This window comes from Streptomyces sp. NPDC051909, assembly GCF_040681095.1.
Classification (GTDB): Bacteria; Actinomycetota; Actinomycetes; order Streptomycetales; family Streptomycetaceae; genus Streptomyces.
Genome location: NZ_JBFAYA010000001.1, coordinates 200259 through 227154, shown reverse-complemented (window position 1 = coordinate 227154; position 26896 = coordinate 200259). Strand labels below are relative to the sequence as shown.

The following is a 26896-nucleotide window of genomic DNA, read 5'->3' as shown; positions in this document are numbered from 1 at the left end:
ACGGCCCCGGCCCACCCCCGGCCCCCGTCACTCGAACGACGGCCACCGCCCGGCCGCCCACTCCCGCCACCCCGCCCACCCGGCGGGCGGCGGCCCGACGGCCGCGCGCCCTTCCGCCTCCACCGGGTCGGGCTCCTCGAAGTACGCCCGCCATTGCGCGAGGTCGGCCTCGGTCATCGGGAAGGTGCCCTCCGGGGTGCTCTCCTGGCGGCGGGCGATCCGGGCGCGCTGGGTCGCGGGATCGACCGACAGGTAGACCATGCGGAAGGCCGCGCCCTCCGCCTCCGCGAGCCACCGGATCGCGGACCGCTCGTCCCGGGACCAGCAGCCGAAGTCGACCACGACGTCGGTGCCCAGCTTCACCGCCTCCAGGGCGAGCCAGAGCATGCGCCCCTCCAGCACGTCGCGCTTGCCGTCCGCCTCGGCCGTGCCGAACAGCGGCAGCATCCACTCGTCGGGGGTCAGGCGCAGCGCGCCGTGCTCGTCGGCGAGTCGGCGCGCCTCGGTGGTCTTTCCGGCCCCGGGCAGGCCGACCATCAGGAAGAGGGTCGTCATCGGCCCGTCTTCGGCAGGAGCTTCATCTCCACGCCCGCGATGCGGCCGAGAGCGTCGAAGGCGACGTCCGCCGTCCCGGCGCCGCCCGGAAGGTCGGCGACGATACGGGAGGGCTCGGCGCGGTACGGGACGGCGTGGTGGTCGAAGTAGCCCTCGACGACATGGCGGGGCGAGCGGCCGATCAGGCCGGCGCCGGTGAGCAGCACGCGGGGCAGCGCGACCGCGTCGAGGGCGGGGCGCGGGACCTGGGGGTCGTCGGGCAGGAAGTAGACCTGGGTGGTGGGGCCGGCGGGCGCGCCGATGTAGCCGGGTGCCTCGGCCACGCCCATCCCGGCGAAGGCCAGCGTCTCGGCGGCCCGCCGCGGGTCCTCGAAGCCGCTCAGGTCCAGGACCTCCGCGGTGAGTTCGGGGATGCCGTGCGCCCGCCCGTACCGCTCGACGGCCCCGGCGAGGGCGGAGACCTCCCGCCCGCGCAACCCGGGGTTGGCCCAACCCCACATCCAGGAGTGGTCGTTCATGTCGTACGTCCCGAGGACGCCGACCCGCAGCTCGACCCCGCCCTGCCGATACCGGCAGGTCTCCAGGTCGGCCGACCACTCCCCCTCGGGCACGAAGCCCATCAGGGCCTCCAACTGGGCGGCGCCCCAGGCGGCATGGCGCTCGGCCTCGAACAGAAACGCGTCACTGAATGCATCGACCATGTGGTCGACCCTATGGGGTGTCTCGCCGCACCTCGAAGTGGAAGCACCCGTACTCCACGGCCCGTACGTGCACGAGCGCGACCGCCGGATCGGCGAACGCCTCCGCGAACGCCCGGTCGAACCCGTCCGTGGCCGCCTCCGGGATCTCGAACAGGCGCCCGCCGACGATCCGCCCGCCGGCGTCGTACCGCCGCAGGGTGCGGAGCGCGCCCGGCCGGTCGAAGGGGTACGACCCCGGCTCCGCCTCCGGCCCGCCGCACTCCTCGGCGTGGATGAACACGGGCCCCTGCTCGTCGTACGCCCCGGGCTCGGCCCCGTTCCCGGCCGCCCACCGCCGCAGCGGCGCGTACGACACGAGCGCGATCCGCTCCCCGGCCCGCACCCCGCGCAGACAGCAGCGCAGCGGACTCCCGGCGGCTTCCTCGTCGGCCGTGAAGGCCCGGCAGGCGCGGCCCGCGTCGTCGACGGCTCGGAGCTGGGCGAGGGCGGCGGGCGGGATGGCGAGTGCGGTGTAGGTGGTGGTCATGAGCACCAGGGTCACGCGCGTACGGGGGCGGCCGCTGGCGGTATTCGGACGCGTAACTCGCGCTCCCGGGCCTCAGAGCCTGCGGATCACCTGCGCCTCGGCCCGTTCCACCGACGCCCGCCCGTGGACGTGCACGAGCGCGAGGTGGAACAGGGACGGGGCGACCGGGGCCCAGTGGTGGAGGCGTTCGGGGGCGAGGAGGAAGCGGGTGACGTCGGCCGTGCGGAACGGCACGTACTCGATGTGCTGGTGCTCCCAGCGGTCCGCGACGCCCCGGCTCATCCGCTCGCGCAGACCGTCACCGGTCAGGTCCTTGAGGCGGGCGTAGAAGTGGGCGCACCACTGGCGCCGTTCGACGTCGAGGGCGAAGGCGAGCAACTCCAGTGTGTACTCGTGGGGTTCGAGCGACAGCTCCTCCCGCATCCCGCGCCGCGCGACGGCGTGCAGGTCGGGCGCGTTGCGGCCGGCGGAGTCGATGTGCCGGGCGAGCCCCTCGTTGACGGAGGAGTTCCAGACTCCGGAGCCGACCCGGACGCGGTTGCTGCGGCGGGTGACGACGAGGAGGTGGTCGGCGGTGACGACGGCGATGTTCGCGCCGAAGCTGCACTGCAGGAACTCGGGCGCGGTCAGGGGATCGGCCGGGTCGAGGTAGCGGCCGCGCGGGGTGGTGCCGTCGGGCAGCCGGCGGTCGAGCTGCTGGGCGGCGAGGAAGGTGAAGTAGTCGGTGGCGCGAAGTCGCAGGTGCACCTCGGGCCGCTCGTCGAGCGCGGTACGGGACACGTCGACGGACTCGACGGCGTACCGCGGCCCGTTCCACACGGGCGCCCGCTCCCCGGCCTCGGCGGCCCGCCGCTCCTCCGCCTCGATCTCGCCCCGCCACGGCTCCATCTCCTCCGGCAGCCGCACCTCGCCCTCCAGGACCTGGACGTGCACGGACTCGGGCGCGATGGCCTGGTCCCCGTCCCCCTCGACAAGCAGTGTGGACGTGTGCAGCGGCCCGATGGAGAACGTCGACCAGGCCACGGGCCCGCCCCCGCTCCGCGCCCGCCGGTACGTGAAGCTCCGCACCGCCCCGGCCGACCGCCGCCGGACCCTGAACCACACGTCCTGGGTCCACTGTTGGAACAGGGTCGCGAAGACGACGCCGAGGATCGCGCCGACGATGCCGTTGCCGAGGTCTATGTCCACGCGGAGCAGCGTAGGTCAGCCCGCGGACGCGCCCTACTCGCCGGCGGCGAACGCGACGAACCCGGCCCAGGCGGCGGGCCCGAGGGCGAGTCGGGCGCCCTCGGCGACCTTGGAGCGGTGTGGGCGGAGCCGGCCCTGTCGTAGGTGGCCGCGTCGTGGGTTCCCGCGTCGCGGTGAGTCACGACGTAAAGGAGTCAAATCCCGGGGGGGAATCCCCTACCCAACCCCTCCAGCCTCCCCGCCGCCCACCCGTCACTCACATGGGTGACTTGGGCCAACTGGACTGGATTTGTTGCTGGTTGCCTGGCATATGCTCGCCGCGACAACTCCAGACGTACGTCGGCCCCCGGCCGGGACTGGCATCCCGATCGAGGGCCTGACCAACGAGGAAGCAGAACCTTCCCGATGGCTTTCAAGCACCCTAGCGCGCCCTCGCGCGCCTCCGGGCTCATTCACGTCAATGTCCGGCTCACTACGCGCTATGTGGTGGTCGGCAACGATCTCGCCCAGCACCGCAAGCTCTCGATGCAGGCGCGGGGGCTCGCGCTCTACCTCCAATCGCTGCCCGCCGGGGCCTCCGTCGGCATCAAGGCGATCGCGGCCCAGTGCCCGAACAGCGAGCTGTCCATCGCCCGGGCCATGCGGGAGCTGGAGGCCGTCGGCTATCTGAAACGCTTCCGGGAGCGGCTGCCGGACGGCCGGTTCGCGCACCGTACGGTCTCGTACAACCGGCCGGGGGCTGAGCCCGGGCCCGTACGGGAGACGCCGCCCCCGCCGCCCGTACGGAAGAAGCCGGCGGCGCCCCCGACTCCACCGCCGCCCCCGACCCCGCCCCCGATTCCGTTCGCGGAATCCCACCGCGCCGCCGCGGAGCTGCTGGCGAACCTCCGCGTCCACGACCCCCGACTGCTGCTCTCCGAGCGCGACATCCAGCGTCTGGCCCCCGGCGTCACGGCCTGGCTCGACCGCGGCGCCCTCCCCGACGCCGTCAGCCGCACCCTCTCCGCGTGCCTCCCCGACGACCTCGCCCACCCGGCGGGCCTCCTCGCCCACCGCCTCACGGAACTTCTCCCGCCGCCGGTGCACATCCCGGCCCCTCCTCCTACCGGCCGCATGACCCTGACCTCGCCGCGCTCCCCCTTCGAGGAATGCTCCGACTGCGGCCGCCCCTTCCGCGGCGCTCCCCCACCCACCGGCCGGTGCCGCGACTGCCGCGACACCGACACCGACACCGACACCGTGGCTGCCTAACCGGGCTGCTGCGCGGGTTGTGACGGCTTTCGGCTGCGCGTGGTGAGCGGGTTGATGAGCTGGTTCCGGCCGCCGCCGTACTGCTGCTCGTGGAAGGACTGGCCCTGTTCGGTGCCGTACATGCGGAAGAACCAGCGTGTGGGCATCTGAGCGTCCTGGACGAGCCGCGCGAACTCCGACCTCGCATCGACCCTGGCGCTCGCCGCCTCCTTCTTCAGCAGCTCTTCCAGCAGCGGCAGGAACTCCGTGTCAGCGGGGTTCTGCTTGTATCCGGCGCCGAAGAGCTCCTTGATCTTCCCGATGAAGGTCTCCCGGTAGCGCACGACCAACTCGCTGTAGAGCATTCTCTGGGCGTCGCTGAAGCTGTCGCCCCGGGTGTAGTTCTCCAGGGTCACGCGGTCGTCGCCGGCCTGGGCGACCACGCCGGCGAAGTGGTAGTTCCACGTCGGCAGTTCCGACGGCGCGGGGCCACCCGGGAACGCGTAGTCCGTCTCGTTGGGCTCGCCTGTCTGGCCGATGGAGAAGATGCCGAACGCCTCGCCGATCCCCGGGGCGGCGTGCTCGTTGGCGCCGAGCTCCTCGGCATCGTGCAACGCTCCGGCCGCATGAGCCCTGCCATAGCGTTCACCGAGGGTTGCCTCGTCTCCCGCCTCGACGCCCGGGCCGTCGACCAGTCTGCTGGCGAGGCCTCTCGAATCGAGGATCGCCCCGTCAGGTGCCGTGTGCCTCTGGGGCGCCTGCGTGAAGTTCTCCCTGCCGTGGAAGTCACGCCTGATCGTCATCCCGATGATGCCGCCCGCGAGGCGGATGCACTGGTGCTCGACGAGACTTGCGAACTGCTCGGCCTGATGGGCGCTGTCGCGTCTGACCGCGGTCACCCTCAGAAGGGTCGCAGGCGTGCCGGCGGCGTCGACCGTGATCGTGGTGTTCCCGACCGCCGTGAGCTGGATCGCGCTTCCCGCGGCGAGCAGAGCCGCGTTGGCTTCGGCGAGACGGGCTTCGCTGGCGTAGAACTCCTTCGGCTCGTCCTCGCTGTCCAGCACGGCGAGTGAGTAGTCCTGCGAGACGCGCACGTTCACCGGTGTTTCGGCGGTCGGCGTGTAGGTGGTGACCACGTGGTCGATGGCCCATGGCAGCTGGCCGGCGACATTGTTGTCGTCCAACACCGGGTTCGGCGACTGCGCCTGGAAGTGCGGACCGTCTCCTCCGGCCGTCCTGATCTGCTGTGGCTGTGTGTGGTAACGCTGCACGGTCTGCGCGGCGTCCAGTGACGGGGCGGCCGTCTCGTTCCGAACGCGCTGGACGGCGTCGGGTACGGGACCCGCCAGCACTCGTGTGGCGTTGGCCTCGGCCTCGCGTTCGAACCGATCCGACGGGTCGCTGACACGCAGGCCGGCGCCGTTGTCGGTCCCGGCGACGGGGCCTCGGCGCTGTTGGACGACGTGGGTGAGTTCGTGAGCGAGGGTGTGTTTGTCGTTTCCGCCGTCGCCGATCACGACGTTGTTGCCGCTGGTGTAGGCGCGGGCGCCGATCTCGGCGGCCGAGGCGCGGGCGGTGGTGTTGTCGTGGATGCGGACGTCGGAGAAGTCGGCGCCGAGGCGGGCCTCCATTTCCTCGCGGAGGGGCGTGTCGAGGGGGCGGCCGGCCCCGGCGAGGACGTCGTGGACGGCGGAACGCCGGCCGGCGGGCTGCTCGCTCCGCTGGTGGCCGGCTCGCTGGAGCATGCGCAGGACGGCGGCGTTGCCCGCGGTGCGCTGGAGCGCGAGGAGCCCCACGTGGTCTGCGGGGGCCGGTCTACGGGGTTCCGGCGGATTGGTCTTGGCCGGTTCCGGGCGGTGCTCGTGATGAGACAACGGACATGCCTTTCGACGAATCGTTACCCGCCACACCACCGGCCGGCCGCACCCGCCGCCAGAGCTTTTGAGGCAGCCCTCAGGGCACGATCCCTTGCCCTACCGGGCCATCGGATGTCGCGCCGAGAAGGAGCCGGTCCTGCTCGCTCGGGAGCGGTGGCCGACATCTCCACCGAGTGCTAACTTGAACACGTTCAAGATGACTTGAACGTGTTCAAGGAAGAGGGGGAAGAGCAATGGAGGAAGGTCGGAGAGCGTCCGCCCGGCAGCGGGCGTGGATCGTGGCGGGGATCGTGGCGGCAGGGCTCGCCGCCGCCCTGGGGCTGGTGATCGGCCCGCTCCTCGGCGGGTTGTTCGTGGGCACCGCGCTCGTGACCCTCTTACCGCTGTCGATGCGGGACAGCCCGAGGATCTGCGCGTGGACCTGCCTCGTCACCGGGCTCGGCCTGCTGGTCTGGGCACTGATCGGCGCGGTCATCGGGATGTTCCTGTTCATACCGGCGGCCCTGATCCTGGTGATCGGCGCCTTCGTGGGCCCCGGCGCCGGCAGTCGGCCGGGCCCCTGATTCTCGGCGATCACGCCCCTCGTCGCGGCGGCGGTCTCCGCCCTGATCGTCCACCAGATCAGCCGGCCCGACCGGACAGTTGGTCCTCGACGTGGGCATGCCGGAGACCTTCACCGGCGGCAATACCGAGGGCGATCTCAGGGACGAGCTCGCCGATCTGCCCGGAGTCGTCTATGTCCGCCGCTGCACCTTCCACACCTGCGACTGACGAGACCAGCGAGAAAGATGAGGTGAGCAAACGTGAACGAGCGCGACTGGGGCGACGACAGCGCCTACGACGACGCGGTCCGCCGCGCCGAACGCGCGACCCGCTTCGGCTGGACGGCGATCGCCACGACAACCGGGACGCTGGGCTGCGCACTGATCGCGGTCATCGCCTTCTGCGCCGGCGCGGTGCTCGCATTCGTCTACCTGTGGATGGCGGCTCTGGCGGGCTAGCCGGCACGGGCTCAGGTGGCGGCGCCTAGCATCGCCGCATGGCGACCTTCGTACACCTGACCCCCGCCGTCCACGCCGCCCGCATCCGGCGCGGCGGGATCAAGGCCCAGGGGCCTGCCCAAGCGCCCGGGCGCGGGGTGTATCTGTTTCCCGTGCTGCCCTCGTACACGCTGACCCACCAGTGGCTGCGCGAGCTGGCGCGGCGGCCCGGGACGCGTGGGATGGTGGCCGTGCATGTGCGGCTGCCGGACGGGGAGGCGGTGACCGTCGGGCGGTACGGGGAGCGGGAGCCCGAGGTGACGACGGCGGCCGGGGCCGTGGGGCGGATCGGCGGGCTGGCGGACGCGCGAGGGTGGGAGGTGTTCCTGCCGCGCGCGGTCACGCCCGGGGAGATCCGGTACGTGCGGGAGGTACGGCAGGTCAACGGCTGGCGGTACAAGCCGGACGCGCACGGCACCGCGCCCTGCGCCTGCGAGGCCTGCCGGGTGCCCGGCGGCTACAACGCGCGGCGCACGCGGGAACGGCACGCGCGCCCGGAGTACGGTCCCGCGCCCGCCTCCCGCCTGCTGCTCGCCCGCCTCGACCGGGCCGAACTCCGCGACGACACGGCGGCGTTGTGCGAGACCCTGCGCTGGTACCGGCTCCGCAGGCGCGGCCCGGTGGCCCGGCTCGCGCGCCTCGCCGGGCATCCGTACCCGGGGGTACGGCAGGAGCTCGCCCGGGCGGTGGCGCGATGGACCACGCCCGGAGTGGACGCGCTGCTGCGGGAGTTGGCGGGCGACACCGCCGACGCGGCGGTGCGCCAGGCCGTGGCCGAGAGCATCGCGTACCGCGACACCCCCGGCGCCGACGCCCTCCTGACCGACCTGGCCCGCGACCCCGACCCCGGCGTGCGCGACATCGTGGTCGAGGGCCTCGTCCACCGCGAGACACCCGAGGCGGACGCCCTGCTGCGGGTCCTGGCCGACGACCCGGACGAGCGGGTGCGCGAGACCGTGGCCGCGCTCACCGAGGAGTAGGCAGCAGCCGCCACGCCGTCGGGGCCAGCCGCGCCCGCGTCAGGCCCGTCAGGTCGGTCAGGTCCAGGCCCCGCCGCCAGATGTCCATCGCCATCAACCTCATGCGGTGGAGCGGAGCTCATCCCGTCAACGACGCGCTGTCGACACTGAGGCTGCGGACGCTGGGCTGTCCGGAGAGCGAACAGCTCTGACCGGATTCTGCTCTTGACGGGGAGTCAAACTCTCACTGAACATTCGTCCCACAAAAGCGCAGTCGTTCGGCGCTTTCCGCACAGCTCCACGCCTCGCGTCACCCACGGCGCGAGGCGCTCGCACGTTCCGTCCCATCCCCAGTTCGGAATCCGGAGCCCCCACATGAATCTCTCCGCGAGACTTTCCGCCTTGGCCGGTGCCTCGGCCCTCGTCCTCGGCGCCTTCGCGGGCGCCGTCCCGGCGATCGCCGCGCCGGCCTCGCCGGCCGTGCAGTCCGGCACCGCCGCCGTCACGCCGCCCGACATCTCGGTCACCAACGTCAAGCAGCACCTCGCCGACCTCCAGTCGATCGCCAACGCCAACGGCGGCAACCGCGCCCACGGCCGTACCGGCTACAAGGCGTCGATCGACTTCGTGAAGGCCAAGCTCGACGCGGCCGGGTACACCACCGCCATCCAGCAGTTCTCGTACAACGGCTCCACCGGCTACAACCTGATAGCCGACTGGCCGGGCGGCGACCCCAACCAGGTCGTCATGTCCGGCTCGCACCTGGACTCGGTGACCTCCGGGCCCGGCATCAACGACAACGGCTCGGGCTCCGCCGCCATCCTGGAGAACGCGCTCGCCGTCTCCCGCGCCCAGCTCCAGCCGACGAAGCACCTGCGTTTCGCCTGGTGGGGCGCCGAGGAGCTGGGCCTGGTCGGCTCGAAGTACTACGTGAACAACACGCCGTCCACCGAGCGCGCCAAGATCAAGGCGTATCTGAACTTCGACATGATCGGCTCGCCGAACCCGGGCTACTTCGTCTACGACGACGACCCGACGATCGAGCAGACCTTCAAGGCGTACTACGCGGGTCTCGGCATCCCGACCGAGATCGAGACCGAGGGCGACGGGCGCTCGGACCACGCGCCGTTCAAGAACGCGGGCGTCCCGGTCGGCGGCCTGTTCTCCGGCGCCGACTACACGAAGACCTCGGCGCAGGCGCAGAAGTGGGGCGGCACGGCCGGCCAGGCCTTCGACCGCTGCTACCACTCCTCGTGCGACACGACGGCGAACATCAACGACACGGCCCTGGACCGGAATTCGGACGCCGTCGCGTACGCGATCTGGAACCTGTCGAGCGGCTCCACCACTCCCCCGCCGACCGGCACGGTCTTCGAGAACACCGCCGACGTCTCCATCCCGGACTCCCCCGGCGCCGCGGTGACCTCCTCCGTGACCGTCAGCGGCGTGGCCGGCAACGCGCCGAGCAACCTCTCCGTCGGCGTCGACATCGTGCACACCTGGATCGGCGACCTGGTCGTCGACCTCGTCGCGCCGGACGGCTCGGTCTACAACCTGCACAACCGGACCGGCAGCAGCACGGACAACATCAACCAGACCTACACGGTGAACGCGTCGAGCGAGGTCGCGAACGGCGTGTGGAAGCTGCGCGTGCAGGACAAGGCCAGCGCCGACACGGGTTACATCAACAGCTTCAAGCTGACGTTCCCGTAAGAGACTCCCGGGTGGGTCGGTGACCATCGCCCCGACCCACCCGGGGTCCCAACCAGTGCTACTCCAGGCCTACTTGGCCTACTTGGCCTACTTGGCCGAGTCGGCCACGCTGACGAGCTTGTCGGGCGTGACCGCGCCGACGTAGACCGTGCCGGAGTCCGTCATCAGGACGTTGACGATCTTCGTCTTGAAGACGGTGCCGGAGCCGAACTTCCCGCTCACCTTGTCGCCGAGGGCGTCCAGGAAGCCCTGGACCTCCTTCGGCGCCTCGTCCGTCTTGGGCGCGGGGGCGCCCGTGTTCAGCTTGGCGACGGTGGTCCAGCCCTCGCCGATGATCTCCGGACCGGAACCGTCGGCGCCGCCCTTGCCGCCCTGCTCCAGGCCGGGGATGAGCCCGCCGAGGCCGCCACCGAACTCCTTGCCGAACTCGTCCTCGGCGTCCTTGCCGGCCCGGTCCGCCGCGCCCTCCGTCACCTTGGCGCCCTTCGGCGCCTTGAAGTCGAAGGTGTCGGCAGCCGGCTTGGCGAAGTCCACCTTGGTGAAGCCCGCGTCGACGACCGGCTTGCCGCCGCTGACGGAGTCGAGGGTGAACTTCAGCGGCGTACCGGTGGACGCGTCCACCGCGATCTTGACCGACTCGACCGTCGAGCCGGACTGCTTGGGCTTGATCACCAGCTGGTACGCGTCCCGGCCGGCCACCTTGGCCGTGCCGCCGACGGTGATCGAGGTGGTGTCGCCGGCCGCCTTCAGGACCTCGTCGGCGAGCTGCTTGGGCGTGGCCGGCAGCTTCTCGTGCTTGGGGGCCCCGCCCCGCGCGCCCTTCTCCGCCTTCTCCGCCTTCTCGGTCTTCTCGTGGAAGACCTCGTTCGACGTGCTGTCGTACGCCCAGACGTCGTCCCCGTTGTGGATCAGGCTGTACTCGTCCGAACCGTCCAGGACCGTGAGCTTCTGCCGGTCCGGGCCGTCGGCCGCGACCCGCAGCGTGTGCGAGCCCGAGACCAGCTCGGCGAGCTTCGCCGAGGGGTCGGCGGTCGAGGACCCGCCGGGCCCGGACGGCACGGCGGACGGGAACAGGCCGGCGACGGACGGCAGCCCCAGGTCGGTGCTGATCCTGAACGTGCCGGACAGCGTCTGCGTGTCCGAGGCGGCGATCTTCTCGATGAGCTGCTGTGCCGTGATCTCCGGCAGATCCGGGTCGCCGGACGCGGCGAGCGCCGGCACCAGGCCGATGGTCGCAGCGGCCACTCCGGCCACCGCGACCGGGACGACGTACCGACTCGCCTTGCGCTGTGCTGCCATGGTCTGCGTTCCCTCCGTGCCCTCATGGACCCTGCTTGATGGATCCATCTCACCAGGACGGCGCCGGCGAATCGTCAGCCCCCGGGATCAACCTGCCGTACCCCTCCAGGATGACCCACCCCTAGGGCGGCCCCCCGTACGGCGAGGGCGCGCAGAGGCTAACCCGCCCGGTGCACCACCGCGTCGCACATCTCCTGCAGGGCCGCCTTCGCGTAGCCCTCGGGGAGCGGGGAGAGCATCGAGCGGGCCTCCTCCGCGTAGCGGACGGTGTCGCGGCGGGCCTGCTCCAGGGCCGGGTGGAGGCGCAGGCGGCGCAGGGCCTCGGCGTGGCGGGCGTCGTCGGTGAGGTCGCTCTCGATCAGGGCCAGCAGCTCCAGGTCCTCCGGGCGGCCGTGGGCGGCCGCGGCCGCGCGCAGGTGGAGGACGGGCAGGGTGGGGACGCCCTCGCGGAGGTCGGTGCCGGGGGTCTTGCCGGACTCGTGGGAGTCGGAGGCGATGTCGAGGACGTCGTCGGCGAGCTGGAAGGCGACGCCGAGCCGCTCGCCGTACTGGGTGAGGATCTCGACGACGGACTCGTCGGCGCCGGACATCATCGCGCCGAAGCGGCAGGAGACGGCGACGAGCGAGCCGGTCTTGCCGCCGAGCACGTCGAGGTAGTGGTCGACCGGGTCGCGGCCCTCCTGCGGGCCCGCGGTCTCCAGGATCTGGCCGGTGACGAGCCGCTCGAACGCCTCGGACTGGATGCGTACGGCCTCGGGGCCGAGGTCCGCGAGGGTGTGCGAGGCGCGGGCGAAGAGGAAGTCGCCCGTGAGGACGGCGAGCGAGTTGCCCCAGCGGCTGTTGGCGCTGTCGACACCGCGCCGTACGGCCGCCTCGTCCATGACGTCGTCGTGGTAGAGCGTGGCGAGGTGGGTGAGTTCGACGACGACGGCGGAGGGCACGACGCCCGGCGCGTACGGGTCGCCGAACTGGGCGGCGAGCATCACGAGCAGCGGCCGGAACCGCTTGCCGCCGGCGAGCACCAGGTGCTGCGCGGCCTCGGTGATGAACGGCACGTCGCTCTTGGTGGCGTCGAGGAGGCCGGCCTCCACGGCGGCGAGACCGGTCTGGACGTCGGCTTCGAGGGCCTGGTCCCGCACGCTGAGGCCGAACGGCCCGACGACGGTCACGAGGGGTTCTCCTGTCTGCTGACGCCTACTGACGCTTGCCCTGACGCTTGCCGGACCGCGCGTCTGCGACACCCCGGTGACAGGGATTGTCGATGTGTCGGTCCACTCACTCAAGCCAGCGTATCCGGTCACGTTTCGATCACCGTGGGCGCCTTCCCGTCACCCCCGGTATGTTCGTGATCAGTCGATACGACCAGGAGTAGGCGTTATGTCCAGAACGAAGCCGTGGATCCGTACCGACTTCCCTTACGAGACCCGCCACGAGGACGTCCGCATCCCCCTTCCGGACGGCACCCGGCTGTACGCGCGCGTGTGGCGGCCGGTCACGGACGAGCCCGTACCGGCCCTGCTCGAATACCTGCCGCACCGCCTCACCGACGCGACCGCGCCGCGCGACCGGCAGCGGCATCCCTGGTACGCGGGCCACGGCTACGCCTCCGTACGGGTGGACGTGCGCGGGCACGGCAACAGCGAGGGGCTGCCCGGCGACGCGTACGACGCGGTCGAGCTCGCCGACGGCGTGGCGGTGGTGCACTGGCTCGCCGAGCAGCCCTGGTGCACCGGCAGGGTCGGCATGTTCGGCATCGCCTGGGGCGGTACCGGCAGCCTGCGGATCGCCGCGCTCGCGCCCGAGCCGCTGAAGGCGGTCGTGGCCGTCTGCTCCAGTGACGACCGCTACGACGCCGACGCGCACTACCGGGGCGGCTCGGTCCTCGCCGGCGCCATGCACGCCCGGGCCGCATCGCTGCTCGCCTTCGTGTCACGGCCGCCGGACCCGAAGTACGCCGGCGAGAAATGGCGCGATCTGTGGCTGCGGCGCATGGAGGCGGTACGCCCGTTCGTGCACACCTGGCTCTCCCACCAGACCCGTGACGCCTACTGGCGGCACGGCGGCGTCCGTGAGGACCACGCCTCGATCAGGGCGGCCGTGCTCGCCGTCGGCGGCCGGCACGACCCGTACCGGGACACCGTGCTGCGGCTCGTCGAGCACCTGCCGCAGGACCGGGTGCGCGGCATCGTCGGGCCCTGGTCGCACCAGTACCCGGACCGCTGCCTGCCGCCCGGCCCGGCTATCGGCTTCCTCCAGGAGACCCTGCGCTGGTGGGACCACCACCTCAAGGGCGTCGACAACGACGTGATGGCCGAGCCGCTGCTGCGCTCCTGGATCAGCGCGTCGCATCCGCCCGCCCCGGTGTACGAGGAGCTGCCGGGCCGCTGGGTCGCCGACCCGTCCTGGCCGTCGCCGAACGTCACCCCCGTGACGTACGCCTTCCAGGGGGCCCCGGTCGTCGTGGACTCGCCGCAGCGGACCGGGCTCGACGCGGGCCGCTTCGTACCACGCGGCAACGACGCCGACCTGCCGCCCGACCAGCGGGACGAGGACGCGCACTCGGCCTGCTTCGACTTCCCGGTGCCGGGCACGGGCGCAGGCCTGGAGGGCGGGGCACCCCTGGAGATCCTCGGGCGGCCCTCCGTCAGCCTCCGCCTGATGACACCGGCGCCCACCGGCCAAGTCGTCGCCCGGCTCTGCGACGTGGCGCCGGACGGCTCCTCCACCCTGGTCACCCGGGGCATGCTGAACCTCTCCGCCCGCTACGGCGCGGACCGCGCGGTCGAGGCGCAGATCGGCGAGTGGGAGTCGTACGTCTTCGATCTCGACGGCGCCGGCCACGCCTTCCCGCCCGGGCACCGGGTGCGGCTGGCCGTCTCCTCCACGTACTGGCCCTGGATCTGGCCGCAGCCGGACGCGGCGGGCTTCACCCTCGACCCGGCCGGCTCCTCCCTCACCCTCCCGGTCCGCGCGCCCGCCGAGGACGCCGTCGAGTGGGCGGAGCCCGAGCAGTCCGAACCCCTCGGCGTGAGCTACCCGCGCACGCTGGAGGAGCCGCGACCGGAGCGGGTGGTGGTCCGGGACGTGGCCAAGGGCGAATGGCGCCTGGAGGTCGACCCGCGCCCCGGCGGCACCCGGGTCCACCCGGACGGCCTGGAGTACACGGAGGAGGCGACCGAGACGTACACCATCGCCGACTCCGGCCCGCTGACCGCCCGCACCCGCTCCGACTGGACGATCCGGCTGCACCGCCCGGAACTGGCCTGGGACGTGCGGATCGAGACCCGCTCGGAGATCTCCTGCGACGCGGACGCGTTCCTCACGTCGGACGAGGTGATCTGCAAGGAGGGCGACGAGGTCGTCTTCCACCGCACGTGGGAGGAACGCATTCCGCGCACGGCGGGCTGAATTCCGTTTGAACGAACGGGTAATGACACGCGGAAAGGCCCGCATTCCGTGACGGAATGCGGGCCCTTTATCGCGCTGCGCTATCAGGCGTCCGAACCGGCCTTACGGCGGCGGACGATGACCATCGCACCGGCACCGAGCACCACGGCCGCGCCGCCCGCGAGGGCGATCGGCATGGTGGAGGAGCCCGCACCGGTCTTGGCGAGCGAGCCGCCGGTGGTCGACGAGCCGGACGTGCCGGTGGTCACCGGGGTGGTGGACTGGCCGCCCTGCTGGGAGGTGTTGCCGTTGCCACCGGTCGAGCCGCCGTTGCCCGTGCTGGGCTTGCCGGCCTTGACGATGCCGAACTCCGCGTAGGAGCCGTCCTCGGCCCAGCCGCAGGAGCCGTCCTCGTTGATGTAGGCGCCGCCGGCGACCACGACGCCGTCACCGGCGGGGGCCTTGGCGTCGACCGCGACCTTCAGCTTGAAGTCGAAGGACTTGCCCGGCTTGAGGGAGGAGAGGCTGGAGAAGCCCTCCTCGTTGTCGACCGCCTGCCACTTCGGGCTGGTGGCGGAGGACCAGGTGAGGTGGAGGTACTTGTCGAGGTCGTCGCTCATGTTGAAGGCCTCGGCGTAGCCGCCGACCTCGCCCAGCTCGACCTTGCCCTTGTTGGTGACGCGGAAGGTGAAGACGCCGCTGGCACCGGCGGTGATCTTCTTCGGGCCGGTCACGGACGTGACGAGGTTCTTGTCGACCTCGCACTCCTCGCCCGGCTCCTCCTCCAGGGCGTCCGCGAGCGCCTTCTTGGCGGCGTCGAGCTCCTTGGCCGCCTTCTTCTTGGCGTCCTGGGCCTTCCCGATCTCACGGGCGGCGGCGACGCGCGCGTCGTCCAGGGCGGTCTGCGCCTGGGCGGCGGCGGTGGCCTTGGTCTCGGCGGTGGTCTTGGCCGTGGCGGCGTCGGCCTCGGCGGCGGTGACGGCCTGCTGGGCGGCGGTCTTCTGCTCCTCCGTCGCGTTCTCGGGCAGGGCGGCCAGGTCCTTCTTGGCCTGCTCCAGCTTCGCGTCGGCGGCGGTCTTCGCGGCGGCGGCCTCGTCGGACGCCTTCTTCGCCGCGGTGGCGGCGTCGTACAGCGGGTTGCCGGCCTTGGCGAGGGCCTCGACGGCCTCCACAGCCTTCTGCTCGGCAATGACAGCGGCGTCGTACGCGGCCTGCGCCTTGGCGACCGCGAGCTTCAGCTCCTCGATCGTCGGCTGCTGGTCCTGCGTCTGCGCGGCCGGCTTCGTGTCGGCGAACGCGGGCGCGGCGGAAAGGAGCACGACCGGCGTGGTCACGGCGGCGGCCACGGCGGTCGCGAGAATGCGGCGGATCTTCAAGATGGACCTTTTCTGGTAGGACCAAAGGGAAAACAAACAGAGTTGTGGGGATCGCGCCCGCGGATACGTCACGCGGCGCGACATTGCCCGATCGTATGACCGGAATAAGGCCCGGAACAGCGAGATTGACGAGTCCGCGACAGGCGCTAAGTCGACACAGCGCCTTCACCGGCTCCACAAAGAACGCCAACCCGGACAGTTGCCCACGGAGGCCGCACTTTCTGTGTGACACATGTCATCAGCGCCTCGGCGCACGCCCCGTAACGTGTCCCCCACACACCTGGAAAGCGAGGCAAGCACCGATGCCCGAGCAGAGCCCGCTCGACCTGCCCGAGGGCGACCCCTTCGGCCCGCACAACCTTCCGTACGGCGTCTTCTCCACCGCCGACGAGCCGGACCGCCGGAGGGTCGGTGTCCGGATCGGCGGGTACGTGCTCGACGCCGGGGCCGCCGCGCACGCCCTCGGGTCGCCGTATGCCGCGCTGCTCGACCGGCCCAGCCTCAACCCGCTGCTCGCGGCCGGCCGCACCGCGTGGCGCGATGTGCGGCGGGCGCTCGTCGGCTGGGTCACCGTGCCCGCGCACCGGCCGGTCGTGGAGCCGCTGCTGCACCCGCTCGACGCGGTCACCCTGCATCTGCCGTACGAGGTCGCCGACTACGTCGACTTCTACGCGAGCGAGCACCACGCCACCAACGTCGGCAGGATGTTCCGCCCCGACGGCGACGCGCTCACCCCGAACTGGAAGCACCTCCCCATCGGGTACCACGGGCGCGCCGGCACCGTCGTCGTCTCCGGCACCGACGTCGTCCGTCCGGCCGGCCAGCGCAAGACCCCGACCGACCCGGCGCCCGTCTTCGGGCCGTCGGTCAAGCTGGACATCGAGGCGGAGGTCGGCTTCCTCGTCGGCACCCCGTCCACGCTCGGCACGCCCGTCCCGCTCGCCGACTTCCGCGAGCACGTCTTCGGTCTGTCCCTGCTCAACGACTGGTCGGCGCGGGACATCCAGGCCTGGGAGTACGTGCCGCTCGGCCCGTTCCTCGGCAAGTCCTTCCAGACCTCCGTGTCCGCCTGGGTGACCCCCCTGGAGGCCCTGGACGCGGCCCGGGTCGCCCCGCCCGCGCGGGACTTCGAGCTCCAGGCGTACCTGGACGACTCGGCCGAGGAGGAGCCCGGCGGCTTCGACCTGCGGATCAGCGTCGCCATCAACGGCGAGGTGGTGGCCGAGCCGCCGTTCGCCTCCATGTACTGGACGGCGGCCCAGCAGCTCGCCCACATGACCGTCAACGGCGCCTCGCTCCGTACCGGCGACCTCTACGGCTCCGGTACGGTCTCCGGCCCCGAGGTCGCCCAGCGCGGCTCGCTCCTCGAACTCACCTGGAACGGCCGCGACGCCCTCGACCTGTCCGACGGCAAGCGCACGTTCCTGGAGGACGGCGACGAGGTCACCCTGACCGCCTGGGCCCCCGGCCCCGACGGCACCCGCGTCGCCCTCGGCGAGGTCACCGGCCGGATCGTCCCGAACCCGGTCTAGCCTTCCGCTTCCGCTGCCGCCCTGTGTGCCTCCCCCGTGAGGCACACATGGCACAGGCAGTGCTCCGGGTGCGGGCTGTGCGGCGAGATCGCGGCCCGGTCCCGGCGCGCGTACCGCTCCAGCGTCCCGGCGATCTCGCCCGCCCGCTCCGCCGTGCCGAACCCGCCGCCGTACCGGTGTGCGGCGATGCGCTCCAGAACGCGCGGGCTGTGCACCTGCTTGGCCCGGAAGTTGTAGAGATGGCGCGTCGCCAGATCGACGACGACCCACCGGCTGGTGTGCCGCTCCCGGCCGAGCGCCGTGAGCCGGTCGCCTCCGGGCCCCCAATAGGCCCGCAGGACGTACACCTTCGCCCCGCCCCGGAACGCCTTCGTGCCGTTGCGCAGCTCCTGGCCGCCCTCTCCGCAGCGGCGCCAGGCCACCACGTTCGCGGCCACCAGCCAGACCGGTTCCGTCTCCGTCGGCTCGGTCGTCATCCGCCCACCCCCTGGTTCCGCATCAGGGTAGGGCGGGCTCCTCGGCGACCTCCAATGGGTCACCCCCGCGTGCGGCCTCCCCGGCCCGCGGGTGAGGCTTCAGGGGACGGCGGGTGCCCGGGGAGAGCCCGCCCGCGTCAGGCGGCCCGCTCCGGGCACGCCCACCCCTCCCGAGGAGCAGACACACATGTCCGCACGACCCCGCCCCCTCATGGCCGCGCTCGCGCTGGCCGCCGCGACCTCGCTGGCCCTGGGGGCCGCCCCGGCCGTCTCGGCCGCCGCACCCGTGACGAAGGCGCAGGACCCGAAGGGCCACGACTTCCCGCACCCGGACCTGCAGAAGACGTACGAGGCCACCAAGAAGTACAAGTCCGAGCAGGCGGCCATCGACGACGGCTATCTGCGCACCGACGACTGCGTGGAGGACCCGAAGCTCGGCGGCATGGGCTACCACTACGTGAAGCCCGCGAACGTCGGCTCCACCGACCCGACCAAGCCGGCCGCCGTGCTGTACGCACCGAACCACAAGACCGGCAAGCGCGAACTGGTCGCCGTCGAGTGGGTCGTCCCCAACACCGGCCAGCCCAGGCCGCGGATCTTCGACCGCGGCTTCGACGGACCCTTCGACTTCGAGCCCGTGGGGCCCCACTACTCGCTGCACGCCTGGATCTTCAAGAAGAACCCGAAGGGCGTCTTCACCCCGTACAACCCGCGCGTGCACTGCACCCCGTGCACCGAGAAGCACGAGAAGCCGTAGGGCGTACGACGAAGGGCCCGGCCCCCGCACGCGGAGACCGGGCCCTCTGTCCTGCCGTCAGCGCACGAACACGCTCGCCTGGCCTGCCAGGTCCAGGAAGTACTGCGGCGCGAAGCCGAGCACGAGGGTCACGACCACACCGGCCGTGATCGCCACCGAGGTGAGTCCGGAGGGCACGGCGACCGTGGGGCCGTCCGCCTTCGGCTCGCTGAAGAACATCAGCACGATCACCCGGATGTAGAAGAACGCGGCGATCGCCGAGGAGATCACACCGACCACGACGAGCCCGCCCGCGCCGCCGTCCGCCGCCGCCTTGAAGACCGCGAACTTGCCGGAGAATCCGGAGGTCAGCGGGATGCCGGCGAAGGCGAGCAGGAAGACCGCGAAGACCGCCGCGACGAGCGGCGAACGGCGGCCCAGACCGGCCCACTTGGACAGGTGGGTGGCCTCGCCGCCCGCGTCCCGCACCAGGGTGACGACGGCGAAGGCGCCGATCGTCACGAAGGTGTAGGCGCCCAGGTAGAACAGCACCGAGGAGACGCCGCTGGGCGTGGCCGCGATGACACCGGCCAGGATGAAGCCGGCGTGCGCGATCGACGAGTAGGCGAGCAGCCGCTTGATGTCGGTCTGGGTGATGGCGACGATCGCACCGCCCAGCATGGTGACGATGGCGACGCCCCACATGACCGGCCGCCAGTCCCAGGTGAGGCCCGGCAGCACCACGTACAGCAGGCGCAGCATCGCGCCGAAGGCGGCGACCTTGGTGGCCGCGGCCATGAAACCGGTGACCGGGGTCGGGGCGCCCTGGTAGACGTCCGGGGTCCACATGTGGAAGGGGACGGCGCCGACCTTGAAGAGCAGGCCCATCAGCACCATGGCGAAGCCGATGAGCAGCAGCACGTCGTTGCCCATGGTGCCGGCGAGCGCCGGGTCGATCGCGGGGACGTCACCGCTGACGACGTCGGCGATGGTGGCGTACGAGACGGAGCCCGCGTAGCCGTAGAGCAGGGCGATGCCGAACAGCAGGAACGCCGAGGAGAAGGCGCCGAGGAGGAAGTACTTGACCGCGGCCTCCTGCGACATCAGCCGCTTGCGGCGGGCGACGGCGCACAGCAGGTAGAGCGGCAGCGAGAAGACTTCCAGGGCGATGAAGAGGGTCAGCAGGTCGTTGGCGGCCGGGAAGACCAGCATGCCGGTGACCGCGAACAGGACCAGCGGGAAGACCTCGGTGGTGGTGAAGCCGGCCTTGACGGCCGCCTTCTCCTGCTCGCTGCCGGGCACGGCGGCGGCTTCGGCGGCGAAGGAGTCGACCTTGTGGCCGTGGTCGGCCGGGTCGAGCCTGCGCTCGGCGAAGGTGAGCACCGCGAGGACGGCGGCGAGCAGGATGGTGCCCTGGAGGAAGAGGGCGGGTCCGTCGACGGCGATGGCGCCCATGGCCGCGATGTGGGCCTTGGTGGAGCCGTAGCCGCCGGCGGCGAGGCCGACGACCGCCGCGAAGGCGGCGGCGAGCGCGAGGACGCTCAGGAACACCTGGGTGTGGTGGCGGCCCTTGCGCGGCACGAAGGCCTCGACGAGGACGCTGACCACGGCGGCGCCGACCACGATGAGGACGGGCGCCAGCTGGGTGTACTCGATGTGGGGTGCCGGGATCTTGTCGATCGGCCCGGCGGCCGTCGTCCACAGGGTGTGGACAGCCGTGGAAGTCACTTGGCCGCCTCCACTTCGGGCTCGGGGTCCGTCTGCTGGACATCGGACATGGTGTGCTGGACCGCCGGGTTGACGACGTCCGTCAGCGGCCGGGGGAAGACCCCGAGGAAGATCAGCACCGCGATCAGCGGGGCGACCACCGCGAGCTCGCGGACCCGCAGGTCCGGCATGGCGCGGGTCTCCTCCTTCACCGGGCCGGTCATCGTCCGCTGGTAGAGGACGAGGACGTAGAGCGCGGCGAGGACGATGCCGGTGGTGGCGATGATCCCGGCCACCGGATAGCGCGAGTAGGTGCCGACCAGGACCAGGAACTCGCTGACGAACGGGGCGAGTCCGGGCAGCGACAGGGTGGCCAGACCGCCGATCAGGAAGGTGCCGGCGAGCACCGGCGCGGCCTTCTGCACACCGCCGTAGTCGGCGATGAGCCGCGAGCCGCGCCGGGAGATCAGGAAGCCGGCGACCAGCATCAGGGCGGCGGTCGAGATGCCGTGGTTGACCATGTAGAGCGTGGCGCCGGACTGGCCCTGGCTGGTCATCGCGAAGATGCCCATGATGATGAAGCCGAAGTGGGAGATCGACGCGTAGGCCACCAGGCGCTTGATGTCGCGCTGGCCGACGGCGAGCAGTGCCCCGTAGACGATGCTGATCAGCGCCAGGACGACGATCGCCGGGGTGGCCCACTTGCTCGCCTCGGGGAAGAGCCCGAGGCAGTAGCGGAGCATCGCGAAGGTGCCGACCTTGTCGACGACGGCCGTGATGAGGACGGCGACCGGAGCGGTGGACTCCCCCATCGCGTTGGGCAGCCAGGTGTGCAGCGGCCACAGCGGCGCCTTCACCGCGAAGGCGAAGAAGAAGCCGAGGAACAGCCACCGCTCGGTGCTGGTCGCCATCTCCAGGCTGCCGTTGGCGCGCGCCTCGGCGATCTCCGTGAGGGAGAAGTTTCCGGCGACGACGTGGAGCCCGATGACCGCGGCCAGCATGATCAGGCCGCCGACCAGGTTGTAGAGCAGGAACTTGACCGCCGCGTACGAGCGCTGGGCCGCCGCGTTCTCGTCGGTGCCGCTGTGCGCGCGGTCGCCGAAGCCGCCGATGAGGAAGTACATCGGGATGAGCATGGCTTCGAACAGGATGTAGAAGAGGAAGACGTCGGTGGCCTCGAAGGAGAGGATCACCATCGCCTCGACCATGAGGATCAGGGCGAAGAAGCCCTGGGTGGGCCGCCACCGCTTGGAGGCGGTCTCCAGGGGGTCGGCGTCGTGCCAGCCGGCGAGCACGATGAACGGGATGAGCAGCGCGGTGAGCCCGATGAGGGCCACCCCGATGCCGTCCACGCCGAGTTCGTAGCGGACGCCGAAGTCCTTGATCCAGGCGTGCGACTCGACGAACTGGTACCGGTCGCCGCCGGGCTCGAAGGCGAAGAACACGACCGCGGCGAGCGCCAGCGTGGCGAGCGAGACGAGCAGTGCCAGCCACTTGGCGGCGGTGCGGCGGGCGGCCGGGACGGCGGCGGTGAGCACCGCGCCGACGGCCGGAACGGCCGCCGTGAACGTCAGGATCGGGAAGCCCGCGTTGACCACTTGGGACATGGCAGTCACACCGCCCTCATCAGCAGGGTCGCGGCGATGAGCACGGCCGTGCCTCCGAACATGGAGACCGCGTACGACCGGGCGTAGCCGTTCTGGAGTTTGCGCAGCCGGCCGGAGAGCCCGCCGACGGAGGCCGCGGTGCCGTTGACCACGCCGTCGACGAGGCTGTGGTCGACGTAGACCAGGGAGCGGGTCAGGTGGGTGCCGCCGCGGACGAAGACGACGTGGTTGAAGTCGTCCTGGAGCAGGTCGCGGCGGGCGGCCCGGGTGAGCAGGGAGCCGCGCGGGGCGACGACCGGCACCGGGCGGCGCCCGTACTGGAGCCAGGCGAGTCCGACGCCGAGGACCATGACGACCACGGTGGAGGCGGTGATCGCCCCGGCGCTGATCGGCGGGTGCCCGTGCTCGAAGGAGGTGACCGGCTCCAGCCAGGTCACGAAGCGGTCGCCGATGCCGAAGAAGCCGCCCGCGAACACCGAGCCGAAGGCCAGCAGGATCATCGGGATCGTCATCACCTTGGGCGACTCGTGCGGGTGCGGCAGCTCGCCCTTGTCGTCGGGCTGCCAGCGCTTCTCGCCGAAGAAGGTCATCAGCATCACGCGGGTCATGTAGTACGCGGTGATGGCGGCGCCCAGGAGGGCGCAGGCGCCGAGGATCCAGCCCTCGGTGCCGCCCTTGGCGAAGGCCGCCTCGATGATCTTGTCCTTGGAGAAGAAGCCGGACAGGCCGGGGAAGCCGATGATCGCGAGGTAGCCGAGGCCGAAGGTGGCGAAGGTGACCGGCAGGTACTTCCGCAGGCCGCCGTAGTGCCGCATGTCGACCTCGTCGTTCATGCCGTGCATGACCGAACCGGCGCCGAGGAAGAGCCCGGCCTTGAAGAAGCCGTGGGTGACCAGGTGCATGATCGCGAAGGCGTAGCCGATGGGGCCGAGGCCGGCCGCCAGGATCATGTAGCCGATCTGCGACATCGTCGAGCCGGCCAGCGCCTTCTTGATGTCGTCCTTCGCGCAACCGACGATCGCACCGAAGAGGAGCGTGACGGCGCCGACGACGGTGACGACGAGCTGGGCGTCCGGCGCCGCGTTGAAGACGGCGGCGGAGCGCACGATCAGATAGACACCGGCGGTCACCATGGTCGCGGCGTGGATGAGGGCCGAGACCGGGGTCGGGCCCTCCATCGCGTCGCCGAGCCAGGACTGCAGCGGCACCTGGGCGGACTTGCCGCAGGCGGCGAGCAGCAGCATCAGCGCGATGGCGGTGAGCTTGCCCTCGCTCGCCCCGTCGTGGGCCGCGGACTGCAGGACCGGGCCGAAGGTGAAGGTGCCGAAGGTGGTGAACATCAGCATGATCGCGATCGACAGGCCCATGTCACCGACCCGGTTGACCAGGAAGGCCTTCTTGGCGGCGGTGGCCGCGCTGGGCTTGTGCTGCCAGAAGCCGATCAGGAGGTACGAGGCGAGGCCGACGCCCTCCCAGCCGAAGTAGAGGAGCAGGTAGTTGTCGGCGAGGACGAGCAGCAGCATCGCCGCGACGAACAGGTTGAGGTAGCCGAAGAAGCGGCGCCGCCGCTCGTCGTGCTCCATGTACCCGATCGAGTACACGTGGATGAGCGTGCCGACCCCGGTGATGAGCAGGACGAAGGTCATCGAGAGCTGGTCGAGCTGGAAGGCGATGTTCGCCTGGAAGCTCCCGACCTGGATCCAGCTGAACAGGCTCTGGTACAGGGTCCGGTCGTCGGCGCTCCTGGAGAGCATGTCGGCGAACAGGACCAGGCCGATCACGAAGGACGAGCCGGCGAGCAGGGTGCCGAGCCAGTGCCCGGCCTTGTCGAGCCGCCGTCCGCCGCACAGCAGGACGGCCGCTCCGAGCAGGGGCGCCGCGACGAGCAGCGCGATGAGGTTGTCCACGGTCAGCCCCTCACAGCTTCATGAGACTGGCGTCGTCGACCGAGGCCGAGTGACGGGCACGGAAGACGGACACGATGATCGCGAGTCCGACGACGACCTCCGCGGCGGCCACGACCATCGTGAAGAAGGCGATGACCTGGCCGTCGAGGTTGCCGTGCATACGGGAGAAGGTGACGAACGCGAGGTTGCAGGCGTTGAGCATCAGCTCGACGCACATGAAGAGGACGATCGCGTTGCGCCGGATGAGCACCCCGGTGGCACCGATGGTGAACAGCAGTGCGGCGAGGTACAGGTAGTTGACGGGATTCACCGCGAGGCCTCCTCTCCGTCACGGGCCTTCCGCCCCAGGCGTTCGGCCGAGCGCTGTTCCAGCGCCTTGAGGTCGGCGAGCGCCTCCCCGGACACGTCGCGGATCTGGCCCCGCTTGCGCAGGGTGGAGATCACGGTCAGCTCGGCGGGGGTGCCGTCGGGCAGCAGTCCGGCGATGTCCACCGCGTTGTGCCGGGCGTAGACGCCGGGCGCGGGGAGCGGCGGCACGTGCGTGCCCTCGCGGACCCGCTGCTCGGCCAGTTCGCGCTGGGTGCGGGCGCGTTCGGTGCGCTCGCGGTGGGTCAGCACCATCGCGCCGACGGCGGCGGTGATGAGCAGGGCGCCGGTGATCTCGAAGGCGAAGACGTACTTGGTGAAGACGAGGGCGGCGAGGCCCTCCACGTTTCCGCCGTAGGCCCCGTTGGCCGCGCCGAGCCCGTTGAACCGGGTCAGGGAGGCGTGGCCGATGCCGGCGATCAGCAGGACGCCGAAGCCGAGCGCGCAGGCGGCGGCCCACCAGCGCTGGCCCTTGATGGTCTCCTTCACGGAGTCGGCGGCGGTGACGCCGACGAGCATGACCACGAAGAGGAACAGCATCATGATCGCGCCGGTGTAGACGACGATCTGCACGATGCCCAGGAAGTAGGCGCCGTTGGCGAGGTAGAACACCGCCAGGACGATCATGGTGCCGGCCAGGCAGAGCGCCGAGTGGATCGCCTTGCGCATCAGGATCGTGCACAGGGCGCCGATGACGGCGACGGTGCCGAGCACCCAGAACTGGAACGCCTCGCCCGTGGAGGTCGTGTACGCGGCGAGGGTGTTCGCGGCGAGCGCGCTCATGCGTCCACCTCCTCCGGTTCGCCCTTCTCCCCCTTGGAGACGGCGACCTGGCGGACCGTCCCGGGCGCGGCCTCGGTGACCCGGCCCCGGTAGTAGTCCTGCTCGTCCGTGCCCGGGTAGATGGCGTGCGGGCTGTCGACCATGCCCTCTTCCAGACCCGCGAGCAGCTGCTCCTTGGTGTAGATCAGGTTCTCGCGGGAGGAGTCGGCGAGCTCGAACTCGTTGGTCATCGTGAGCGCCCGGGTGGGGCAGGCCTCGATGCAGAGTCCGCACAGGATGCAGCGGGCGTAGTTGATCTGGTACACCCGCCCGTACCGCTCGCCCGGCGAGTAGCGCTCCTCGTCGGTGTTGTCGGCGCCCTCCACGTAGATGGCGTCGGCCGGGCAGGCCCAGGCGCACAGTTCGCAGCCGACGCACTTCTCCAGACCGTCGGGGTGACGGTTGAGCTGGTGCCGGCCGTGGAAGCGGGGCGCCGTCGTCTTCTGCTGCTCCGGGTACTGCTCGGTCAGCCGCTTCTTGAACATGGCCTTGAAGGTCACGCCGAAGCCGGCCACCGGATTCTGGAAATCAGACACCGTCCGTCTCCTTTCCATCACTCGCAGTAGCAGTATCGGGGCCACCACTGACAATCAGCTCCCGCTCGCCGCGGGACCGGCGCCGCGGTACGGGCGGCAGGGACTGTCCGGGCTTGGGCGGTACGGGGAAGCCGCCCGCCATCGGGTCGAACTCGCGGGTCCCGTCGCCCGAGGGCGCCTGCCCCTTGGCCTTCTTGTCGCGGAAGACGTCCGCAACGAAGGACAGCAGCAGCACCGCGAGCACGGCCCCGGCGACGTACAGCACGATCGTCTGGAAGTCGTAGTTCTCGTTGCGCAGCGCCCGGACGGTGGCGACCAGCATCAGCCAGACCACCGAGACCGGGATGAGCACCTTCCAGCCGAGCTTCATCAGCTGGTCGTAGCGGACCCGGGGCAGGGTGCCGCGCAGCCAGATGAAGAAGAACAGCAGCAGCTGGACCTTGAGGACGAACCAGAGCATCGGCCACCAGCCGTGGTTCGCGCCCTCCCAGAATCCGGAGACGGGCCACGGGGCCCGCCAGCCGCCGAGGAACAGGGTCACCGAGACGGCCGAGACGGTCACCATGTTCACGTACTCGGCGAGCATGAACAGCGCGAACTTGATGGACGAGTACTCGGTGTTGAAGCCGCCGACGAGGTCGCCCTCGGACTCCGGCATGTCGAAGGGGGCGCGGTTGGTCTCGCCCACCATGGTGACGATGTAGATGAGGAAGGAGACCGGCAGCAGGACGATGTACCAGCGGTCGGCCTGCGCCTCCACGATCGCCGAGGTCGACATCGACCCGGAGTAGAGGAAGACGGAGGCGAAGGCGGCGCCCATGGCGATCTCGTACGAGATCATCTGCGCGGCCGAGCGGAGTCCGCCGAGCAGCGGGTAGGTCGAGCCGGAGGACCAGCCGGCCAGGACGATGCCGTAGATGCCGACGGAGGCGACCGCGAGGATGTACAGCATCGCGATCGGCAGGTCGGTGAGCTGCATCGTGGTGCGCTGGCCGAAGATCGACACCTCGTTGCCGGCCGGGCCGAACGGGATCACCGCGATCGCCATGAAGGCCGGGATGGCCGCGACGACCGGGGCGAGCACGTAGACGACCTTGTCGGCCCGCTTGACGACCAGGTCCTCCTTCAGCATCAGCTTGACGCCGTCCGCGAGGGACTGGAGGAGGCCCCAGGGGCCGTGCCGGTTGGGGCCGATGCGCAGCTGCATCCAGGCGACGACCTTGCGCTCCCACACGATGGAGAAGAGCACGGTCACCATCAGGAACGCGAAGCAGAAGACCGCCTTGACCGCGACGAGCCACCAGGGGTCCGTGCCGAACAGGGAGAGGTCCTCGGCGGCGAGCAGGGTGTTCACGC

General features: G+C 71.1%; 24 protein-coding genes and 1 pseudogene. 9 read left to right on the top strand and 16 right to left on the bottom strand.

Annotated elements, in window-relative coordinates; translation table 11 throughout:
• Positions 1–27: 27 nt before the first annotated feature.
• From AB0M18_RS01160 to AB0M18_RS01145, 4 genes are all read right to left on the bottom strand, one after another.
• Positions 28–555 carry an ATP-binding protein gene (locus AB0M18_RS01160; RefSeq protein WP_365754472.1) on the bottom strand — a complete coding sequence of 176 codons (528 nt, stop codon included), beginning with the start codon at positions 553–555 and terminating at the stop codon, positions 28–30.
• Positions 552–1256: a DUF6882 domain-containing protein gene (locus AB0M18_RS01155; RefSeq protein ID WP_365754470.1), complete on the bottom strand. Its 705-nt coding sequence runs from the start codon at positions 1254–1256 to the stop codon at positions 552–554. The genes AB0M18_RS01160 and AB0M18_RS01155 overlap by 4 nt, the downstream gene beginning before the upstream one ends.
• Before the next feature lie 10 nt (positions 1257–1266).
• Positions 1267–1782 (bottom strand): DUF1203 domain-containing protein, encoded by a 516-nt coding sequence (locus AB0M18_RS01150; protein WP_365754468.1) that lies wholly within the window; start codon positions 1780–1782, stop codon positions 1267–1269.
• A gap of 72 nt (positions 1783–1854) precedes the next feature.
• On the bottom strand, positions 1855–2970 hold the full coding sequence (locus tag AB0M18_RS01145; RefSeq protein ID WP_365754467.1) for a hypothetical protein: 1116 nt from the start codon (positions 2968–2970) through the stop codon (positions 1855–1857).
• Positions 2971–3375: 405 nt separating this feature from the next.
• On the opposite strand from AB0M18_RS01145, the gene AB0M18_RS01140 reads away from it, so the two are divergent.
• Positions 3376–4221, top strand: coding sequence for a helix-turn-helix domain-containing protein (locus tag AB0M18_RS01140; protein ID WP_365754465.1), 846 nt, complete (start codon positions 3376–3378; stop codon positions 4219–4221).
• 1322 nt (positions 4222–5543) lie between these two features.
• Here AB0M18_RS01140 and AB0M18_RS01135 read toward each other — a convergent pair.
• A pseudogene (locus AB0M18_RS01135) lies at positions 5544–5945 on the bottom strand (DUF4157 domain-containing protein); the annotation flags it as partial.
• Between the two features lie 365 nt (positions 5946–6310).
• Here AB0M18_RS01135 and AB0M18_RS01130 point away from each other — a divergent pair.
• The 5 genes from AB0M18_RS01130 to AB0M18_RS01110 all read left to right on the top strand — a co-directional run bounded on the left by AB0M18_RS01130 (position 6311) and on the right by AB0M18_RS01110 (position 9789).
• Entirely contained in the window at positions 6311–6640 is a 330-nt protein-coding gene (locus AB0M18_RS01130) for a hypothetical protein (protein WP_365754463.1), read from the top strand.
• A gap of 79 nt (positions 6641–6719) precedes the next feature.
• The gene (locus tag AB0M18_RS01125; protein WP_365754461.1) at positions 6720–6848 is read left to right on the top strand and encodes a hypothetical protein; all 129 of its coding nucleotides are present in this window, start codon (positions 6720–6722) and stop codon (positions 6846–6848) included.
• A gap of 32 nt (positions 6849–6880) precedes the next feature.
• The gene (locus tag AB0M18_RS01120) at positions 6881–7078 is read left to right on the top strand and encodes a hypothetical protein (protein WP_365754459.1); all 198 of its coding nucleotides are present in this window, start codon (positions 6881–6883) and stop codon (positions 7076–7078) included.
• Between the two features lie 38 nt (positions 7079–7116).
• Positions 7117–8097 carry a HEAT repeat domain-containing protein gene (locus AB0M18_RS01115; RefSeq protein WP_365754458.1) on the top strand — a complete coding sequence of 327 codons (981 nt, stop codon included), beginning with the start codon at positions 7117–7119 and terminating at the stop codon, positions 8095–8097.
• Positions 8098–8451: 354 nt separating this feature from the next.
• Positions 8452–9789, top strand: a complete 1338-nt coding sequence (locus AB0M18_RS01110; protein ID WP_365754456.1) for a M28 family metallopeptidase — start codon at positions 8452–8454, stop codon at positions 9787–9789.
• A gap of 87 nt (positions 9790–9876) precedes the next feature.
• Here the strand turns inward: AB0M18_RS01110 and AB0M18_RS01105 are convergent, their stop codons facing one another.
• Together AB0M18_RS01105 and AB0M18_RS01100 are read right to left on the bottom strand one after the other, a co-directional pair.
• Positions 9877–11088, bottom strand: a complete 1212-nt coding sequence (locus AB0M18_RS01105; protein WP_365754455.1) for a DUF2092 domain-containing protein — start codon at positions 11086–11088, stop codon at positions 9877–9879.
• A gap of 158 nt (positions 11089–11246) precedes the next feature.
• Positions 11247–12257: a polyprenyl synthetase family protein gene (locus AB0M18_RS01100; RefSeq protein WP_365754454.1), complete on the bottom strand. Its 1011-nt coding sequence runs from the start codon at positions 12255–12257 to the stop codon at positions 11247–11249.
• A gap of 208 nt (positions 12258–12465) precedes the next feature.
• On the opposite strand from AB0M18_RS01100, the gene AB0M18_RS01095 reads away from it, so the two are divergent.
• Positions 12466–14496 (top strand): CocE/NonD family hydrolase, encoded by a 2031-nt coding sequence (locus AB0M18_RS01095; RefSeq protein WP_365754452.1) that lies wholly within the window; start codon positions 12466–12468, stop codon positions 14494–14496.
• 83 nt (positions 14497–14579) lie between these two features.
• Here the strand turns inward: AB0M18_RS01095 and AB0M18_RS01090 are convergent, their stop codons facing one another.
• Complete coding sequence (locus AB0M18_RS01090; RefSeq protein WP_365754451.1) at positions 14580–15851, bottom strand: LPXTG cell wall anchor domain-containing protein; 1272 nt, start codon at positions 15849–15851, stop codon at positions 14580–14582.
• Between the two features lie 302 nt (positions 15852–16153).
• Between AB0M18_RS01090 and fahA the strand changes: the two genes are divergently transcribed.
• Complete coding sequence (gene fahA / locus AB0M18_RS01085; protein WP_365754450.1) at positions 16154–17383, top strand: fumarylacetoacetase; 1230 nt, start codon at positions 16154–16156, stop codon at positions 17381–17383.
• On the opposite strand, the gene AB0M18_RS01080 is transcribed toward fahA, so the two are convergent.
• Complete coding sequence (locus AB0M18_RS01080) at positions 17380–17859, bottom strand: hypothetical protein (protein WP_365754449.1); 480 nt, start codon at positions 17857–17859, stop codon at positions 17380–17382. The two genes, fahA and AB0M18_RS01080, sit on opposite strands and share 4 nt — an antisense overlap.
• A gap of 187 nt (positions 17860–18046) precedes the next feature.
• Between AB0M18_RS01080 and AB0M18_RS01075 the strand changes: the two genes are divergently transcribed.
• The gene (locus AB0M18_RS01075) at positions 18047–18616 is read left to right on the top strand and encodes a hypothetical protein (RefSeq protein WP_365754448.1); all 570 of its coding nucleotides are present in this window, start codon (positions 18047–18049) and stop codon (positions 18614–18616) included.
• A gap of 57 nt (positions 18617–18673) precedes the next feature.
• Here the strand turns inward: AB0M18_RS01075 and nuoN are convergent, their stop codons facing one another.
• Genes nuoN through nuoH form a run of 7 tightly spaced genes read right to left on the bottom strand, consistent with a single transcriptional unit; the run spans position 18674 to position 26894 of the window.
• Positions 18674–20323 carry an NADH-quinone oxidoreductase subunit NuoN gene (gene nuoN, locus AB0M18_RS01070; RefSeq protein ID WP_365754446.1) on the bottom strand — a complete coding sequence of 550 codons (1650 nt, stop codon included), beginning with the start codon at positions 20321–20323 and terminating at the stop codon, positions 18674–18676.
• Entirely contained in the window at positions 20320–21909 is a 1590-nt protein-coding gene (locus AB0M18_RS01065; RefSeq protein ID WP_365754444.1) for an NADH-quinone oxidoreductase subunit M, read from the bottom strand. Before AB0M18_RS01065 ends, nuoN begins: the two co-directional genes overlap by 4 nt.
• Before the next feature lie 5 nt (positions 21910–21914).
• Positions 21915–23816: an NADH-quinone oxidoreductase subunit L gene (gene nuoL / locus AB0M18_RS01060; protein ID WP_365754442.1), complete on the bottom strand. Its 1902-nt coding sequence runs from the start codon at positions 23814–23816 to the stop codon at positions 21915–21917.
• 10 nt (positions 23817–23826) lie between these two features.
• On the bottom strand, positions 23827–24126 hold the full coding sequence (gene nuoK, locus AB0M18_RS01055; RefSeq protein ID WP_362523502.1) for an NADH-quinone oxidoreductase subunit NuoK: 300 nt from the start codon (positions 24124–24126) through the stop codon (positions 23827–23829).
• Positions 24123–24965 (bottom strand): NADH-quinone oxidoreductase subunit J, encoded by an 843-nt coding sequence (locus tag AB0M18_RS01050; protein ID WP_365754440.1) that lies wholly within the window; start codon positions 24963–24965, stop codon positions 24123–24125. Before AB0M18_RS01050 ends, nuoK begins: the two co-directional genes overlap by 4 nt.
• The gene (gene nuoI, locus AB0M18_RS01045) at positions 24962–25558 is read right to left on the bottom strand and encodes an NADH-quinone oxidoreductase subunit NuoI (RefSeq protein WP_365754438.1); all 597 of its coding nucleotides are present in this window, start codon (positions 25556–25558) and stop codon (positions 24962–24964) included. The genes AB0M18_RS01050 and nuoI overlap by 4 nt, the downstream gene beginning before the upstream one ends.
• Positions 25533–26894 (bottom strand): NADH-quinone oxidoreductase subunit NuoH, encoded by a 1362-nt coding sequence (gene nuoH, locus AB0M18_RS01040; protein WP_365755014.1) that lies wholly within the window; start codon positions 26892–26894, stop codon positions 25533–25535. The genes nuoI and nuoH overlap by 26 nt, the downstream gene beginning before the upstream one ends.
• Positions 26895–26896: the final 2 nt, after the last annotated feature.

Coding starts and splice junctions, on each gene's coding strand:
- AB0M18_RS01110 (WP_365754456.1), top strand. CDS start 8,452: ATGAATCTCTCCGCGAGACTTTCCGCCTTGGCCGGTGCCTCGGCCCTC.
- AB0M18_RS01080 (WP_365754449.1), bottom strand. CDS start 17,859: ATGACGACCGAGCCGACGGAGACGGAACCGGTCTGGCTGGTGGCCGCG.
- nuoI (WP_365754438.1), bottom strand. CDS start 25,558: ATGGAAAGGAGACGGACGGTGTCTGATTTCCAGAATCCGGTGGCCGGC.
- AB0M18_RS01130 (WP_365754463.1), top strand. CDS start 6,311: ATGGAGGAAGGTCGGAGAGCGTCCGCCCGGCAGCGGGCGTGGATCGTG.
- AB0M18_RS01095 (WP_365754452.1), top strand. CDS start 12,466: ATGTCCAGAACGAAGCCGTGGATCCGTACCGACTTCCCTTACGAGACC.
- AB0M18_RS01115 (WP_365754458.1), top strand. CDS start 7,117: ATGGCGACCTTCGTACACCTGACCCCCGCCGTCCACGCCGCCCGCATC.
- AB0M18_RS01050 (WP_365754440.1), bottom strand. CDS start 24,965: ATGAGCGCGCTCGCCGCGAACACCCTCGCCGCGTACACGACCTCCACG.
- AB0M18_RS01075 (WP_365754448.1), top strand. CDS start 18,047: ATGTCCGCACGACCCCGCCCCCTCATGGCCGCGCTCGCGCTGGCCGCC.
- fahA (WP_365754450.1), top strand. CDS start 16,154: ATGCCCGAGCAGAGCCCGCTCGACCTGCCCGAGGGCGACCCCTTCGGC.
- AB0M18_RS01150 (WP_365754468.1), bottom strand. CDS start 1,782: ATGACCACCACCTACACCGCACTCGCCATCCCGCCCGCCGCCCTCGCC.
- AB0M18_RS01140 (WP_365754465.1), top strand. CDS start 3,376: ATGGCTTTCAAGCACCCTAGCGCGCCCTCGCGCGCCTCCGGGCTCATT.
- AB0M18_RS01155 (WP_365754470.1), bottom strand. CDS start 1,256: ATGGTCGATGCATTCAGTGACGCGTTTCTGTTCGAGGCCGAGCGCCAT.
- AB0M18_RS01065 (WP_365754444.1), bottom strand. CDS start 21,909: ATGTCCCAAGTGGTCAACGCGGGCTTCCCGATCCTGACGTTCACGGCG.
- AB0M18_RS01160 (WP_365754472.1), bottom strand. CDS start 555: ATGACGACCCTCTTCCTGATGGTCGGCCTGCCCGGGGCCGGAAAGACC.
- AB0M18_RS01105 (WP_365754455.1), bottom strand. CDS start 11,088: ATGGCAGCACAGCGCAAGGCGAGTCGGTACGTCGTCCCGGTCGCGGTG.